Source organism: Hydrocarboniphaga sp. FW305-C-57 (assembly GCF_058783045.1).
Map to the genome: position 1 here is coordinate 92,825 of NZ_JBYSYG010000003.1, position 15,302 is coordinate 108,126.

Genomic DNA, 15,302 nt, shown 5'->3' on the forward strand with positions numbered 1-15,302 from the left:
GTGAACGAGCGCGATCACATTTGCCGCCGCTCATGATCGATACGGTGAATCTCGATGACGGTTCTGAGCGCGCGAAGACGCTACAGCAGCGCGAGCACCGCTTCGGGCGGGCGTCCGACCGCCGCCTTGCCGTTGCGCACCACGATCGGCCGCTCCAGCAGCTTGGGATGCTCGGCGAGCACCGCGATCCACTGCGCATCGCTGTAGCCGTTGTCCGTCGACAGGCCGAGTTCGGAGAACAGGGCCTCCTTGGTACGCACGATCTCGAGCGGCTTCTTGCCGAGCAGCTTGCAGATTTCGCGCAGCTCCGCGGCCTTGAGCGGATGCTGCAGATACTCGATCACCGGCAGATCGACGCCGCGATCCTGCAGCAGCTTGAGCGTCTCGCGGCTCTTGCTGCAGCGAGGGTTGTGAAGAATGCAATCGCGCATGATCGGCTCCGGTCGGTGGGGCCGAAGTATAGGCGGCCCACCGCGGCTAGAATTCGCGCGTGATCGATCCGCCGCCCCTGATTCCGAGCCTGCCGAGCGCCTCCGACGAAGCCTGGATGCGCCATGCCCTGCAGCTCGCAGCGCGCGCGGCCGCAGCGGGCGAAGTGCCGGTCGGCGCGGTGATCGTCAAGGACGGCGAGATCGTCGCGGAAGGCTGGAACCAGCCGATCGGCTCCCACGATCCGAGCGCACACGCCGAGATGATCGCCCTTCGCGCCGCCGGCCAGAAGCTCGGCAACTATCGGCTGCCCGGCACCACGCTCTACGCCACGCTCGAGCCCTGCGCGATGTGCGCCGGCGCGATCATCCACGCCCGCGTCGACCGGCTCGTCTACGCCGCCCAGGACCCCAAGGCCGGGGCCGTGCATTCGGTCTACGACCTCATCTCCAACCCCCGCCTCAACCACCGGCTGGAATGGATCGGCGGCGTGCTCGAAGCCGAAGCCGCCGAACTGCTGCGCGGATTCTTCCGAGCCCGCCGCCAGCGTTGACGCTCCTGACCCACGGCACTATGATTCGCGCCCCCGGATGGTTAGCTCAGCGGTAGAGCATCGCCTTCACACGGCGGGGGCCACAGGTTCGATCCCTGTACCATCCACCAAAATAAAGTTTTCAACGGACGTTGCAGTGCCTAAACCCCGGAAGTTGCGGGGTTTTTTGTTGCCTGTTAGTGCGGCCCAAGCCGTTGCAGTGCGTTGACAGCCGGGGGCAGCTTTTGGGGCAGCTAGCCGCTCTCACAGGGAGTTGCCCCCCATGTCTTTAACCGAAATCGCCGCAATGCGAAGCCCTCAGATAAAGCGGCGCGGTTGTTCGACGGCGGCGGCATGTATCTGGAAGTTGCGCCGGTCGGGGCCAGCGTGACGATCCGTGCTTGCCCCCGCCAAGTGCCAGCAACCTGCTGAAGCGGGATTTCGATGAACTGGAGCCCGAAACAAGTGGGTGACGGACATCACCGAATCGGCACCAGCGAGGGCAAGCTCTTCCTGTATGTCGTCCTCGATCTTCTCAGCAAGCTAGCGATCGGCTGGTCGGTGATCCTGCATTCGGATTGTGGCAGCCAGTTTCGCAGCAGCGACTAGCAGCGGTTGCTGACGAAGAACACGTGCTGTGTTCGATGAGTGCGGCCGGACACTGCGGCGACAACGCTGCCTGCGAAGGCTGCTTCGGGATGCTCAAGCGCGGGCGCGTGCCCAGATGAAGATAGATCACTCTAAGTGCCCGGTCGGACTGCACGCAGATACGACTGACTCAGCTCAGCATGGGCAGCAAAAACGCGAAAAACGCGCCGAGGCCGAAGATCGTCAGCGAGACGAGATAAGTCACCAGACTCACCCGACGTGCCCTCGTGCAGGCGGCGGCAAGCCGTGGGTCCGCTGGGCACGGCACGAAACGAGCGCGGTATTGCAGCCCTCCTGCGAGCATCAGCATGCTGCCCGCAGTTCCGAACACGAGGGCTTTGTGGGTTGATAGCCACACCAGCTGCGGAATGGCACACACCAGGCCTGCCAGTGTGGCACCAGCACCGATCGCCACCAGCAGTGCCGGCAGCGCGCAACAGATCAGCGTTGAACTACTCGTCGCGATCGAAAGGAAGGCTGCCCAGAAGCTGCCGCGCAACTCGGGCTGCAATTGATCGATCATGGCTTGCTCTCCAGGCGGGCGCGTAAATCCGCCAGTGTCTCGGACTTGCGATCAATTGTTTTGAGCAAATAGCCCGCATCCGTCAGCGCGTCGCGGAGGACCTGGTCGCTCAGATCCTTGCCGGGCTTCAGAGCAACGGCAACCAGCCCGTTTTCGAGACTGACGAGCACGTCTGCGGTTGCATCCATTTTTCCGAGCTTCTTGGAGATGCCTTGAGCGCAAAACGCGCAGACCAGCCCATCGACCTTCATTTCGATGGTGCGGGGTTCGTCGATTGCCAAGGCGTTAAAGCTCAGAACGACCGACAGCAGCGCAGTAAGCAGAAAACGAATCATGGGAAGCTCCTAGAAATTGATCATGAACATGGATTGGAGATGGCCGTCGATGGTCACGCCGGCTTCGATCCAGAAGGCCGATGCGCGACCGTTCTTGAACAGACGGACCAATGCAGCTGGTTCGACGCCGTCATAGAGGCCGCCGGTGTAATCGCGCGCAACTAGATCGGTTCTGGGAATCTGAGGCTTAGTGCCTGCGAGACTTGGCTGCCGCGGTATCGCTTCGAGATCAGCACAAGGACCGTCTGTTGGCCGGCGTCACACCGGTTGAGCATCGGGCCGAACAGGTTCGACGCTAGTCCCGGTCTTGCGGAGGCTCGAGGCGCAAGGCGCGCCCGACACGGCCCATCGGCTAAAGCGGTCCCGCACCCAGCGTTACGCCAAGCCCTCGTAACGGGCGGGCCGAGCGCGATCCAGCGGGATGTAAAAAGACCCGCCAAGTAATAGGGCTGGGACTTGGCGGGCTTCCCCTCCGCGGAGAGTTTCCGGAATCAAAATCAGTGACTCCGGACCATTCTTAATACGGTGAAGCGCCTGAAAGAGATTCAAAAAAAGCCCGCCAGAGAACGGGTGGACCCTGGCGGGCAGTGTTTACCTCCTGAGAGAGGGTCCGTCAGGGTCTGGACCGGACAATGGAAGGTACGCAGATTTCGAGCCGACAGATGCACCAAATGGATGGGCTCATGGAAATGAATTTCGTCGTCATGCGCTCGGCCCGAAAGGCGTCGAGGCAAAAAAGAAGCCCCGGATGGAAGGGGCTAAATGGAGGGGATGTCCGCCCAGCATCCCGGAGCGGGATCTGAAGCAACCATCACCTCCAGTCTCGGTTATCTGCGCACGGAGATAACCTGTAAAAAATTACAGTGATCGGATACTGCCGGCCAGAGGTGAGAAGTGAGCTGGCGGCAGGGTATCGATGGCGTCGCATAGGGGTGCGAACTCCGGCCGAGCGCTTACGGGCGCGGCCTCCGGGTGATCAGTGCCCTACACCAACGCAATTCTTCTCCATGTCAGCGCGCTGCTTCCCTCACGGCCCGCCGAGCAGCGCCTTGCCATCGCTCGTGTAATCGATGAAGCCGTAGCTCGACAGGGTCTGCTGCGGCTGCTCGAGTTCACTCTGGAACCCGGTTCCGGCCGCGGCTCCGCGATGGGTCTTGGCCACGACGAAGGCGAGATCCCGCTTGATCGAGTGCGCGCGAAACATCACCTTGGAGTCCTCGTCGAAAATTCTCGCGCCCTTGGCTGCGATGTCCATGAACTGCGCCTGATCGTAGCGATCGACGACGATGGCCTGAGTGGCGCCGAAGGCGTCGCGCAGCGACGGGTCGGGGCAGTGGGGCACCGCGCCATTTTTTTCGGCTTGCGCACAGTCGATGACGGGTGCGTTTAGCAGTAGCTCGTAGCCTTCATGCGACTGCCGATTGAACGTGAACATTCTGGTCGTCGTCCTGGAGTCGGTCGGCGTGGCGAGAATCACCGGAAAACTGAGCTGGTCTCGCAGCGCCCGTATCATTTCCTGGCTCGTGTAGCACTCGGGTGCATCGCCGCTGCTTTGGCCGAGGCCCTTGGCGGCGTCATAGCGCCCCGGAGAGCACGCGCCGTCGAACGGATCCTGCGATTGGACAAGACAAGGCCACAGGCCAAGCAGCGAAACGGCAAGCACGAAAACTCGCATGGGTCCTCTTTCTCGAAAAATCCGCCGATGCCGCGCCCACTCGAATCAGGCGACGCCGGCCCCGGCGGCGGGCGCCCATACTCGTAGGAATCCGGCAGCGCGGCAATGGCCCGTTCGCCCACAAAAAACCCGCCGCCCTTGGGGCGGCGGGTCCGGTGAAGAGCACTTAGGGCGACGAGTTCAATAGCGCGGACGGTATCGATCGTCACCATAGGCCTCTTCGAGGCGCTCGCCCTTTTCGTCGTAGGCCTTGTTGAGCGCCTTGCCTTCGCGCTCGTAGGCTTCCTCGATGCGGTCGCCTTTCTTTTCGAGTTCGGCCGCACGACGATCGTCGCCGCGTGCGCTTGCGCGGTCGGCCGCGCGTTCGTACTGGTCGTTGATGCGCTCGCCACGCTCGCGGTACTCGTCCTCGATGCGGTCACCGCTCACGTGGACTTGGTCGCGCTCGCGCGAGGACCAGCGATCGTCGTCGTGGCGATGGCGATCGCCGGCAAAGCTCGGTGACGCGGCCAACGAAAGCAGCGCAGCCGTGGCGGCTGCCAATGCGGAATGCTTGAGGTTCATGACGGGCCTCCTTGCCTGACTGTGTGAGCCGACGGTAACGCTTCAATGCGGCTTGCCGCTGAACTCAGGCCGTTCTTTTGAAATGCTGGTGGATATCGAGCGACAAGCCACTTTCGCGTCATCGCCCGAGTTCAGGCGCAGATCATTGCGCCTGTGTCATCACTGATGATGCAAGGCAGAGTGGCTCGAAGCGAATCGAGCCGCGGCTCGCCAATACCACAGAACACGACACGGAGAGTCATATGGCGAAGCCCGCATCCAAGCCCACCTACGCGGCCACGACAGGCAGTGGTGACGAACTGCATCAGCACATTCCGGCCAAAGCTTCACATGCGGGTGAAGATCATCTGACGACCAACCAGGGCGTTCGAATCGCGGACAACCAGAATCAACTCAAGGCTGGCGAGCGCGGCCCGGTTTTGCTCGAAGATTTCGTTCTGCGCGAGAAGATTTTTCACTTCGATCACGAGCGTATTCCCGAGCGCATCGTGCATGCGCGTGGCTCGGCCGCGCATGGCTACTTCGAACTCACCGAATCGCTCGGCGACATCACGTGCGCAGACCTGTTCCAGCGCAAGGGAGAGAAGACGCCGGTGTTCGTGCGCTTCTCGACCGTTGCGGGTGGCGCTGGGTCGATCGACACGCCGCGCGATGTTCGGGGCTTCGCGGTGAAGTTCTATACCAAGGAGGGCAACTGGGACCTGGTCGGTAACAATATTCCAGTGTTCTTCATCCAGGATGCGATGAAGTTTCCCGATCTGGTCCACGCTGCGAAAATGGAGGCCGATCGTGGCTACCCGCAAGCGGCCACCGCGCATGACACGTTCTGGGATTTCATCGGCCTGATGCCCGAATCCACGCACATGATCATGTGGGCGATGTCGGATCGAACGCTGCCGCGTTCGTTCGCGACGATGGAAGGCTTCGGCGTTCACACGTTTCGCTTCGTCGACAACAGCGGCAAGTCCACGTTCGTGAAATTCCACTGGAAGCCCAAGGCGGGCCTCGCTTCGACGATCTGGGACGAGACATTGAAGATCGCGGGCGCCGATCCCGATTTCCAGCGGCGAGATCTGTTCACCCGCATCGATCGCGGCGATTTCCCCGAGTGGGAACTCGGACTGCAACTCTTTGATGAAGACTTCGCGGCCCAGCAGCCTTACGACGTGCTCGACGCCACCAAGATCATTCCCGAAGAAGTGCTGCCCGTGAAGATCGTCGGGCGCCTCGTGCTCGATCGCAATGTCGACAACTTCTTCGCCGAAACCGAGCAGGTGGCGTTCTGCCCGGCCAACGTCGTGCCGGGCATCGATTTCACCAACGATCCCTTGCTGCAAGGCCGGCTTTTCAGCTATCTCGATACCCAGAAAAGCCGGCTCGGCAGCGCCAATTTCAATCAGCTGCCGATCAATGCGCCCAAGTGTCCGTTCGCGAACTTCCAGCGTGACGGCATGATGCAGATGCAGATTCCGAAAGGCCGTGCGAACTACGAGCCCAACAGCCTCTCCGAAGCAGGCGAGGTAACGGGCCCGCGCGAATGCCCGACCACCGGCTTCACGAGCGTCGCCACGCGCGAAGAAGGCGACAAGCTGCGTATCCGGCCCGAAAGCTTTGCCGATCACTATAGCCAGGCACGTCTGTTCTACCGCTCTCTCGACGCTGCCGAGCAGGCGCATCTGGCGAGCGCGGTGGTGTTCGAACTCTCCAAGGTCAGCCACGAGCACATTCGCTCGCGCGTGCTCGGCAATCTGCTCAATGTCGATGGCGACCTGGCGGCACGCATCGCGGATGGAATCGGCATGCGCCTGCCCAAGCCGAATCCGGCGAAGGCTCCCGTCATCGACATGCCGTTGTCGCCAGCGCTGCGCATCATCAATGGGCCGCGCAGCAAGCAGAAACTCCAAGGCTCGGTGATCGGCATTCTCGTCGCCGATGGCAGCGACGCGGCCGTGGTCTCCGGGCTGAAGTCCGCCGCCGAGCGGGCCGGGGCGCATGTGATGATCGTTGCGCCGAAGGTGGGCTCGATCAAAACCGCGGATGGGCAGACGCTCAAGGCCGACGGGCAACTCGCGGGTTCGCCGGCGGTGATCTTCGACGCGGTGGCCATCGCCTTGTCGGCGAAAGGCTGCGAGGCGCTCATCAAGGAGGCGGCGGCGGTGCAGTTCGTCATGGACGCCTTTGGGCACTGCAAGGCGATCGGTGCGAGCGACGAGGCCCAGCCCCTGCTCGACAAGGCCGGAGTGGAAACCGACGACGGCGTGACCGATCTCGGCGAGGCCTTCATCCAGGCCGCCGCGGTCCGCCATTTCGAGCGGGAGCCCAAGATCCGGAGTTTGGCCTGAGAAGCGGACATTCGCGGGTGCAGAAACGCCAAGGCCCGACGACATCACTTGTCATCGGGCCCGTGTTCTCCCCCGCACCTTGCTTCCGTCATAGCGGAAGTTCTTTAAGGCGGGATTCAGCAGTAATGCCTATACCCGCGATCAGCTGGGCGGATTGTGTCAGCTGCGATGAACCAGGGCAAACGCAAAATTATCTTTCGAGTCAGCCTTTTGTAAAAACTACGCCTTTCGGACTATTTACCTTTCAGTAAGTTTCTCTATACTGCACCGCAACATGAATCGTTCGAGCATCCTTCCAGGCTCCGATTCGTAACCAGTCTCCTCCAGAAGGGCCACGCGCCCTTCTCGCACCTTGGCCCCCTACTCGGGGGCTTCTTTTTGCCCGCTATTCCACGGTTCCCGTCATCGTGTCTGCGACGCTGGCTGCTCGCACAGCACGCAGTCGAGCGATTCGCCGAGCTTGGATCGGCGGCCAGCCTGCGTTGTCACCCATGGGCGGTTGATCCATGGCGGATCGTGGCGGACATGCTGGCCATGGCCGCACTCGAGCAGTGCGACCCAATGCCGCTCGTCGTCCTGCCGATAACCCACGATGCTTCGCTTCATGCTTTTCCGGTTTCAGGGCTGCGCCTTGCCGTTGCGCGCACAAAAAAGCGGTCGCCGGGTAGGCCGACGACCGCTGGTCACTACTTGCAGCCGATCAGGTCGGTCAGGCGGCCTTGGCGACCGGCACGGGCAGGCGGATCAGGTAGTCGAAGGCCGACAGCGCCGCCTTGGAGCCTTCGCCCATCGCGATCACGATCTGCTTGTACGGCACCGTGGTGACGTCGCCGGCCGCGAATACGCCTGGGATCGAGGTCTGGCCCTTGGCGTCGATGACGATCTCACCGCGATTCGTGAGCTCCAGCGTGCCCTTGAGCCACTCGGTGTTCGGCACCAAGCCGATCTGCACGAAGATGCCTTCGAGCTCGATGCGCTTGGCTTCGCCGCTGATGCGGTCCTTGTAGTTCAGGCCGTTGACCTTGGAACCGTCGCCGGTCACCTCGGTAGTCTGCGCACTCACGATCACGCCGACGTTCGGCAGGCTGTGCAGCTTGCGCTGCAGTACCGCGTCTGCCCGCAGCTGGCTGTCGAACTCGATCAGGGTCACGTGCTCGACGAGCCCGGCAAGGTCGATCGCCGCTTCGACGCCCGAGTTGCCGCCGCCGATCACCGCCACGCGCTTGCCCTTGAACAGCGGTCCATCGCAGTGCGGGCAGTAGGCCACGCCCTTGTTGCGATATTCCTTCTCGCCCGGCACGTTCATTTCGCGCCAGCGGGCGCCGGTGGAAATCACCACCGCCTTGGCCTTGAGCGCCGCGCCGCTTTCGAGCTGGATCTCGACCAGTTCATCACCGCGCACGAGGCTCTTGGCGCGCTGCAGGTTCATCACGTCGACGCCGTAGCTGTCGACGTGCGCTTCGAGTTCGGCCGCGAGCTTCGGGCCCTGGGTTTCCTTCACCGAGATGAAGTTTTCGATGCCCATGGTGTCCTGCACCTGGCCGCCGAAACGCTCGGCGACGACGCCGGTGCGGATGCCCTTGCGCGCCGCGTAGATCGCCGCCGAAGCACCGGCCGGGCCACCACCGACGATCAGCACGTCGTAGGGTTCCTTTTCGTTGAGCTTGGCCGCTTCACGCGCCGTGGCGCCGGTGTCGATCTTGGCGAGAATGTCTTCCACGCCCATGCGGCCGCTCGCGAAGCTCTGGCCGTTCAGCAGCGTGCACGGCACGGTCATGATGCCGCGCTTCTCGACCTCTTCCTGGAACACGCCGCCGTCGATCATCTCGACGTGGATGTTCGGATTCAGCAGCGCCATCACATTGAGCGCCTGCACGACTTCCGGGCAGTTGTGGCAGGACAGCGAGATGAAGGTCTCGAAGCGGAACTCGCCCTCGACGTTCTTCACCTGCTCGATCAGATCGGCATCGAGCTTGGGCGCGACACCGCCGACCTGCAGCAGGGCGAGCACGAGCGAGGTGAACTCGTGGCCCATCGGGATGCCCGAGAAGCGGATGTCGATGCCGCCGCCCGGACGACCCAGCGAGAACGACGGCTTGCGGTGCGCGTCGTCGCTGCTCTCGCTGAGCTTGAATTTGGGGGAGAGGTCTTGCAGATCGTGCAGAAGCTCGAGCATTTCGCGCGATTTGTCGCCGCCATCGACGGAGGCAACGATCTCGACCGTTTCCGTGAGTTTTTCGAAATGACCCTGCAGCTGGGTCTTCAGATTGGCGTCCAACATGGGAGACCTCTTTAAAAGTTGATGCAGAAATGTTGAATCTTGGAAATCCCTCTCCCGCATGCGGGAGAGGGTGGTCCGAAGGACCGGGAGAGGGGGGGTGGAAAGTGCGTGCACTTTTCCGAAAGCCCCTCTCTCCCCTCGCTGCGCGAGGGACTCTCTCCCGCACGCGGGAGAGAGGACAGCTCTACGGCAACCGCTTCAGATCTTGCCGACCAGGTCCAGCGACGGTGCGATGGTCTTGGCGCCTTCCTTCCACTTGGCCGGGCAGACCTGGCCCGGATTGGCGGCGGTGTACTGCGCTGCCTTGAGCTTGCGCAGGGTTTCCGACACGTCGCGGGCGATTTCGTTGCTGTGGATTTCGAGCGTCTTGATCACGCCGTCCGGGTTGACGATGAAGGTGCCGCGCAGGGCGAGGCCTTCTTCTTCGATGTGCACGCCGAAGCCGCGCGTCAGCACATGCGTCGGGTCGCCGACGAGCGGGAACTTGGCCTTGCCGACGGCCGGCGAGGTCTCGTGCCAGACCTTGTGCGAGAAGTGGGTGTCGGTGGTGACGATATAGACCTCGGCGCCGAGCTTCTGGAATTCGGCGTAGTTATCGGCGGCGTCTTCGACTTCGGTCGGGCAGTTGAAGGTGAAAGCTGCCGGCATGAAGATGAAGACCGACCACTTGCCCTTGACGCTCTCGCTGCTCACTTCGACGAACTTGCCGTTGTGGAACGCCTGAGTCCTGAAGGAGGGGATGGGAGTGTTGATCAGCGACATGTCGTAACGTCCTCTGTTGGTGGTTGGTGCATCGCGAAAGCAAGACTAACGCTCGTCGATCATTGATGAAAGTTGTAATTTTTTCACTAATCGATTGGGCGAGGCTATCGTTAGCTGGCCTGCTCAATTGCCCTTGGGGACGAACGGGCCGATCACAAGAACCCTTCATCGAACGGTCAAAAAAGAGCCCGTTCGCGCGCCCCATAAGCTAAAATCGCGCCCCCTTCTCAAGACCGGGCATCCAAACCCGGGGAGTGCGGAGATGTCCGCTGCACTGAAAATCGACCATTTCAGCCTGATGGACGACAGCGAATGCGATGCCCGCATCGCCGCCGCCAAGGCCATTCTCGGCAAGCGCCTCGCGATCCTGGGGCATCACTACCAGCGCAATGAGGTCTTCAAGCACGCCGATTTCACCGGCGATTCGCTCAAGCTCTCGCAGCTGGCGGCTGACTCCGATGCGGAGTTCATCGTCTTCTGCGGCGTGCACTTCATGGCCGAGGTCGCCGATATCCTGACCTTCGGCCAGCGCAACGTGATCCTGCCCGACCTCGCGGCGGGCTGTTCGATGGCCGACATGGCCAATCTCGTCAAGGTCAGGAAGTGCTGGGAGGAGATTTCCCAGCTGCTCGACCCGGACGAGCACGTCACGCCGGTCACGTACATCAACTCGGCGGCCGACCTGAAGGCCTTCTGCGGCAGCCACGGCGGCATCGTCTGCACGAGCTCGAACGCGCGTGCGGTGCTCGAATGGAGCTTTGCGCGCCGCGAGAAGATCCTGTTCTTCCCGGACCAGCACCTGGGCCGCAACACCGGGCTCAAGATGGGCATTCCGCTCGAGCAGATGGTGACCTGGGACTTCATGAAGCCGCGCGGCGGCCTCACGGACGAGCAGATCAGGAACGCCAAGATGATCCTCTGGAAGGGCTTCTGCTCCGTGCACCAGATGTTCCAGCCCGCGCACATCGACAACTTCCGCAAGAACACGCCGAACGGCCTGGTCATCAGCCACCCCGAGAACGCCTACGAGGTCTGCCAGAAGAGCGATTTCGTCGGCAGCACCGAGTACATCCTGCGCACGGTGCGGGCCTCCGAGCCCGGTACGCAGTGGCTGGTCGGCACCGAGCTGAACCTCGTCAACCGCCTGGCCGACGAGATGAAGCCCAAGGGCGTGAGCGTGCAGTTCATGAGCCCGACCGTCTGCATGTGCTCGACCATGTTCCGCACCGACCCGCAGCACCTGGCCTGGGTGCTCGACAACATCGTCTCCGGCAACGTCGTCAACCGCATCCGCGTGCGCGAAGACGTGGCCGATCCGGCGCGTAAGGCGCTGAATCTGATGCTGGAAGTCGTGGATTGATGTGCTGTTCCCCTCTCCCACGTGAGTGGGAGAGGGGGTGCGTAGCGCCGGGTGAGGGTGCGCCGTTTGCAAAAGGTGTTCCCTCATCCCCAACCCTCTCCCGCTCACGCGGGAGAGGGGAGTACCACCTAGCCCCGAGATCGCTTGAACCCATGTGGACCAAAGCCCCCAGCCTGACCCAGTACGACCCTGAACTCGCCGCCGTCATCGGCGCGGAGGCCCAACGTCAGGAACACCACATCGAGCTGATCGCTTCGGAGAACTATGCGTCCCCTGCGGTGATGGAAGCGCAGGGCTCGCAGCTCACCAACAAGTACGCCGAAGGTTATCCGGGCAAGCGCTACTACGGCGGTTGCGAGCACGTCGACGTCGCCGAACAGCTCGCCATCGACCGCCTCAAGCAGGTCTTCGACTGCGACTACGCCAACGTGCAGCCGCACTCGGGCGCGCAGGCCAACGCTGCCATCTTCCTCGCCCTCGTGAACCCGGGCGACACCGTCATGGGCATGAACCTCGCCCAGGGCGGTCACCTGACGCACGGCAACCCGGCGAACTTCTCGGGCAAGCAGTACAAGATCGTGCCGTACGGCCTCGACACCGAGACCGGCCTGATCAACTACGACGAAATGGAGCGCATCGCGCTCGAAACCAAACCGAAGATGCTGATCGGCGGGTTCTCGGCGTATTCGCGAGTGAAGGACTGGAAGCGCATGCGCGAGATCGCCGACAAGGTCGGCGCCTGGTTCTGGGTCGACATGGCGCACATCGCCGGCCTCGTCGCGGCGGGTGAATACCCGAGCCCGCTGCCGTACGCGCACGTCGTCACGAGCACCACGCACAAGACCCTGCGCGGTCCGCGCGGCGGCATCATCCTGACCAAGGGCCAGCCCGAGGACTTCAACAAGAAGTTCCAGAGCGCGGTGTTTCCGGGCATCCAGGGCGGCCCGCTGATGCACGTGATCGCGGCCAAGGCCGTGGCGTTCAAGGAAGCGCTCGATCCGAGCTTCAAGGTCTACCAGAAGCAGGTCATCGCCAACGCGCGCGCGATGGCGGGCGTGCTGCTCGAGCGCGGCTACAAGGTGGTGTCGGGCGGAACCGACAACCACCTGTTCCTGCTCGACCTGATCGCCAAGAACGTGACGGGCAAGGACGCCGAGGCCTTGCTCGGCAAGGCGCACATCACGGTCAACAAGAACTCGGTGCCGAACGACCCGAAGTCGCCGTTCGTGACGAGCGGCCTGCGCCTGGGTTCGCCGGCGAGCACGACGCGCGGTTTCAAGGAAGCCGAGATGAAGCAGGTCGCGAACTGGATCGCCGATCTGGTCGACACGCTGTCGGCCGGTGGAGACACCGAAGCCGCGGCGGCCAAGGTGCGCGAGGAAGTGTCGGCGCTCTGTGCTCGCTTTCCCGTCTATGGCAAAGCTGGGTAATAGAGCACTCGCGTGCAATGCCCCTTCTGCAAAGCCGCCGACACGCGAGTCATCGACTCGCGTCTGGCCGAGGACGGCTCGCAGGTGCGGCGGCGGCGCGAATGCCCGGTCTGCTTCGGGCGCTTCACGACGTTCGAGAAGGCGCAGCTCGCGACGCCGAACGTCATCAAGCGTAGCGGCGACCCCGAGCCGTTTCGCGAGGACAAGCTGCGCCAGGGCATCGAGCACGCGATCTACAAGCGGCCGGTGTCGCCCGAAATGGTCGATCACGCGGTCGAAAGCATCATGCGCAAGATGCGCGCGACTGGTGAGCGCGAAGTGCCTTCGCGCCAGGTCGGCGAGTGGGTGATGGAAGAGCTGCGCGATCTCGATCACGTGGCCTACGTGCGCTTCGCCTCGATCTATCGCAGCTTCGAGGACGTCAACGCCTTCCGCGAGGAAATCGAGGCTCTGCAGAAGTTGCCCACGGCCGAGCAGCGCAAGCTGCAGCTGCCGCTGATCGACAGCGCCGACAAGACGACGCGCAAGCGCCAGAGCTGACGCCCTCGGCCGTCGCTCAGAAGTTCCGAATTTGAACGCCCTCGATCCCGCCCACCTGGCCCGCGCCCTGCAACTCGCAGCGCTCGGCCGGTACAGCACGTTCCCGAATCCGCGCGTCGGCGCGGTGGTGGTGACGGCCGATGGTGAAGTCGTCGGCGAAGGCTGGCATCAACGCGCGGGCGAAGCGCATGCCGAAGTTTTCGCGCTGCGTGCGGCGGGCGAGCGCGCCCGCGGCGCCGATCTCTACGTCACGCTCGAACCCTGTTCGCATCACGGCCGCACACCGCCCTGCGCCGATGCGGTGATCGCGGCCGGCATCCGGCGCGTGGTCGTGGCGATGCAGGATCCGAATCCGTTGGTCTCCGGGCGCGGGCTCGACCGGCTGCGCGCGGCGGGCATCGTCGTCGAAACCGGCGTCATGCAGACCGCGGCGATGAAGCTCAATCGCGGCTTCGTCTCGCGCATGGAGCGCGGCCGGCCGTTCGTCACGCTCAAGCTCGGCGCGAGCCTCGACGGCCGTACGGCGATGGCGAGCGGCGAGTCGCAGTGGATCACCTCGGCCGAGGCGCGTGCGGATGTGCATCGCCTTCGCGCCGAAGCCGGCGCGGTGCTGACGAGTTCGGAAACCGTGCTCGCGGATGATCCGCAGCTGACGGTGCGGGAGATCGCATCTGCTGTTCCCCTCTCCCGCTCGCGGGAGAGGGTGGCGCCGCAGGTGCCGGGAGAGGGGCAGCCCGAGATGCTGAGCGCTCATTCCGACCCGACCCTCCCCCCCCGGCTGCGCGGGGACCCTCTCCCGCAAGCGGGGGAGGGGACGCTCTTCTTGCACCAGCCCGATCGCATCGTGCTCGATTCGCGGGCTCGCGTGTCGGCGAGCGCGAAGGTCTGGAACTCCGGCGCCCGCCGCTTCTGGGTTTCGACGCAGGAGCCCATGACGGTGCCGGACGGCGTCGAACTGCTGACGGTTCCAGCCAACAGCAGCGGCAAGATCGACCTGCCCGCCGCGCTCGCCGCGCTCGGCACCGCGGCCGTCAACGAAGTGCTCGTCGAATGCGGCCCCAAGCTCGCCGGTGCGCTGCTACAGGCGAAGCTCGTCGATGAACTGCTGATCTATCTCGCACCTTCGCTGCTCGGCAGCGAGGCGCGCGGGCTCGCCGCGCTGCCGGGCTTGGCTCGGCTCGATCAGCGCCTGCGCCTGCGTTACACCGACGTCCGGCAGATCGGACCCGATCTCAAGATCACCGCTGTTCCCGAAGAGGGCTGAAAACCATGTTCACCGGCATCGTCGAATCCGTGGGCCGCATCGGCGCGATCGACAGCATCGGCGGCGACCGCCGCATGCGCTTCGAATCGTCCGACGGCTATCTGGCCGGTATCGGCCTTGGCGACAGCATCGCCTGCAACGGCGTCTGCCTGACCGCGATCAAGCTCTACGCGCAGGGCTTCGACGCCGATCTGTCGGCCGAGACGCTCGGCGCGACCACGGCTGGCCGCTGGGTTCAGGGCCAGCGCATCAATCTCGAAAAGGCCCTCACCGCGAACAAGCCGCTCGGCGGCCACATGGTGTCGGGCCACGTCGACGGTGTCGGCCATCTGGTCGAGCGGCACGAGGACGCGCGCTCCTGGCGGATGACGTTCGAGGCGCCTGCCGGCATCGCGCGCTACATCGCGCGCAAGGGCTCGATCACCATCGACGGCGTCAGCCTGACCGTGAACGAGGTCGAGGGCTGCCGCTTTGGGGTTAACATCATTCCCCAAACCCTGACCCACACCACGCTCGGCGAGCTCGCCGCCGGCGACGCGGTGAACCTCGAAGTGGATCTGGTTGCACGATATCTGGAACGCCTGCTGTCCTTCCGTGCGGGCGAGGAGAAGTAAGTC

At 63.5% G+C, this 15,302-nt stretch carries 15 protein-coding genes, 1 tRNA gene and 1 pseudogene; 9 read left to right on the forward strand and 8 right to left on the reverse strand.

Annotated features, from left to right (window positions below; genetic code table 11):
• Positions 1-80: 80 nt before the first annotated feature.
• The gene (gene arsC / locus AC3WUM_RS07750; protein WP_492409639.1) at positions 81-431 is read right to left on the reverse strand and encodes an arsenate reductase (glutaredoxin); all 351 of its coding nucleotides are present in this window, start codon (positions 429-431) and stop codon (positions 81-83) included.
• Positions 432-490: 59 nt separating this feature from the next.
• On the opposite strand from arsC, the gene tadA reads away from it, so the two are divergent.
• The 3 genes and pseudogenes from tadA to AC3WUM_RS07765 all read left to right on the forward strand — a co-directional run.
• Positions 491-982, forward strand: coding sequence for a tRNA adenosine(34) deaminase TadA (tadA, locus tag AC3WUM_RS07755; protein ID WP_492409640.1), 492 nt, complete (start codon positions 491-493; stop codon positions 980-982).
• A gap of 35 nt (positions 983-1,017) precedes the next feature.
• Positions 1,018-1,092 (forward strand) — tRNA-Val (locus tag AC3WUM_RS07760).
• 246 nt (positions 1,093-1,338) lie between these two features.
• Positions 1,339-1,686, forward strand: a pseudogene (locus AC3WUM_RS07765) (IS3 family transposase); the annotation flags it as partial.
• Positions 1,687-1,739: 53 nt separating this feature from the next.
• Here the strand turns inward: AC3WUM_RS07765 and AC3WUM_RS07770 are convergent.
• From AC3WUM_RS07770 to AC3WUM_RS07785, 4 genes are all read right to left on the reverse strand, one after another.
• A complete protein-coding gene (locus AC3WUM_RS07770; RefSeq protein WP_492409641.1) occupies positions 1,740-2,132 on the reverse strand; it encodes a hypothetical protein in 393 nt (130 codons plus the stop codon).
• Positions 2,129-2,467 carry a heavy-metal-associated domain-containing protein gene (locus tag AC3WUM_RS07775; RefSeq protein ID WP_492409642.1) on the reverse strand — a complete coding sequence of 113 codons (339 nt, stop codon included), beginning with the start codon at positions 2,465-2,467 and terminating at the stop codon, positions 2,129-2,131. Before AC3WUM_RS07775 ends, AC3WUM_RS07770 begins: the two co-directional genes overlap by 4 nt.
• Before the next feature lie 1,027 nt (positions 2,468-3,494).
• Positions 3,495-4,142, reverse strand: coding sequence for a hypothetical protein (locus tag AC3WUM_RS07780; protein WP_492409643.1), 648 nt, complete (start codon positions 4,140-4,142; stop codon positions 3,495-3,497).
• 180 nt (positions 4,143-4,322) lie between these two features.
• The gene (locus AC3WUM_RS07785) at positions 4,323-4,706 is read right to left on the reverse strand and encodes a hypothetical protein (protein ID WP_492409644.1); all 384 of its coding nucleotides are present in this window, start codon (positions 4,704-4,706) and stop codon (positions 4,323-4,325) included.
• A 242-nt stretch (positions 4,707-4,948) separates the two neighbouring features.
• Between AC3WUM_RS07785 and AC3WUM_RS07790 the strand changes: the two genes are divergently transcribed.
• On the forward strand, positions 4,949-7,048 hold the full coding sequence (locus AC3WUM_RS07790; RefSeq protein ID WP_492409645.1) for a catalase: 2,100 nt from the start codon (positions 4,949-4,951) through the stop codon (positions 7,046-7,048).
• A 402-nt stretch (positions 7,049-7,450) separates the two neighbouring features.
• Here the strand turns inward: AC3WUM_RS07790 and AC3WUM_RS07795 are convergent, their stop codons facing one another.
• The 3 genes from AC3WUM_RS07795 to ahpC form a co-directional block, all read right to left on the reverse strand.
• Complete coding sequence (locus AC3WUM_RS07795; protein WP_492409646.1) at positions 7,451-7,654, reverse strand: DUF3565 domain-containing protein; 204 nt, start codon at positions 7,652-7,654, stop codon at positions 7,451-7,453.
• Positions 7,655-7,757: 103 nt separating this feature from the next.
• Positions 7,758-9,329 carry an alkyl hydroperoxide reductase subunit F gene (gene ahpF, locus AC3WUM_RS07800; RefSeq protein ID WP_492409647.1) on the reverse strand — a complete coding sequence of 524 codons (1,572 nt, stop codon included), beginning with the start codon at positions 9,327-9,329 and terminating at the stop codon, positions 7,758-7,760.
• A gap of 198 nt (positions 9,330-9,527) precedes the next feature.
• Positions 9,528-10,091 (reverse strand): alkyl hydroperoxide reductase subunit C, encoded by a 564-nt coding sequence (gene ahpC / locus AC3WUM_RS07805; protein ID WP_492409648.1) that lies wholly within the window; start codon positions 10,089-10,091, stop codon positions 9,528-9,530.
• Between the two features lie 262 nt (positions 10,092-10,353).
• On the opposite strand from ahpC, the gene nadA reads away from it, so the two are divergent.
• The 5 genes from nadA to AC3WUM_RS07830 all read left to right on the forward strand — a co-directional run bounded on the left by nadA (position 10,354) and on the right by AC3WUM_RS07830 (position 15,299).
• Complete coding sequence (nadA, locus tag AC3WUM_RS07810) at positions 10,354-11,451, forward strand: quinolinate synthase NadA (protein WP_492409649.1); 1,098 nt, start codon at positions 10,354-10,356, stop codon at positions 11,449-11,451.
• A 152-nt stretch (positions 11,452-11,603) separates the two neighbouring features.
• Positions 11,604-12,881, forward strand: coding sequence for a serine hydroxymethyltransferase (gene glyA / locus AC3WUM_RS07815; RefSeq protein ID WP_492409650.1), 1,278 nt, complete (start codon positions 11,604-11,606; stop codon positions 12,879-12,881).
• A gap of 12 nt (positions 12,882-12,893) precedes the next feature.
• Entirely contained in the window at positions 12,894-13,421 is a 528-nt protein-coding gene (nrdR, locus tag AC3WUM_RS07820; protein ID WP_492409652.1) for a transcriptional regulator NrdR, read from the forward strand.
• 31 nt (positions 13,422-13,452) lie between these two features.
• On the forward strand, positions 13,453-14,685 hold the full coding sequence (ribD, locus tag AC3WUM_RS07825; RefSeq protein WP_492409653.1) for a bifunctional diaminohydroxyphosphoribosylaminopyrimidine deaminase/5-amino-6-(5-phosphoribosylamino)uracil reductase RibD: 1,233 nt from the start codon (positions 13,453-13,455) through the stop codon (positions 14,683-14,685).
• Between the two features lie 5 nt (positions 14,686-14,690).
• The gene (locus AC3WUM_RS07830) at positions 14,691-15,299 is read left to right on the forward strand and encodes a riboflavin synthase (protein ID WP_492409654.1); all 609 of its coding nucleotides are present in this window, start codon (positions 14,691-14,693) and stop codon (positions 15,297-15,299) included.
• Positions 15,300-15,302: the final 3 nt, after the last annotated feature.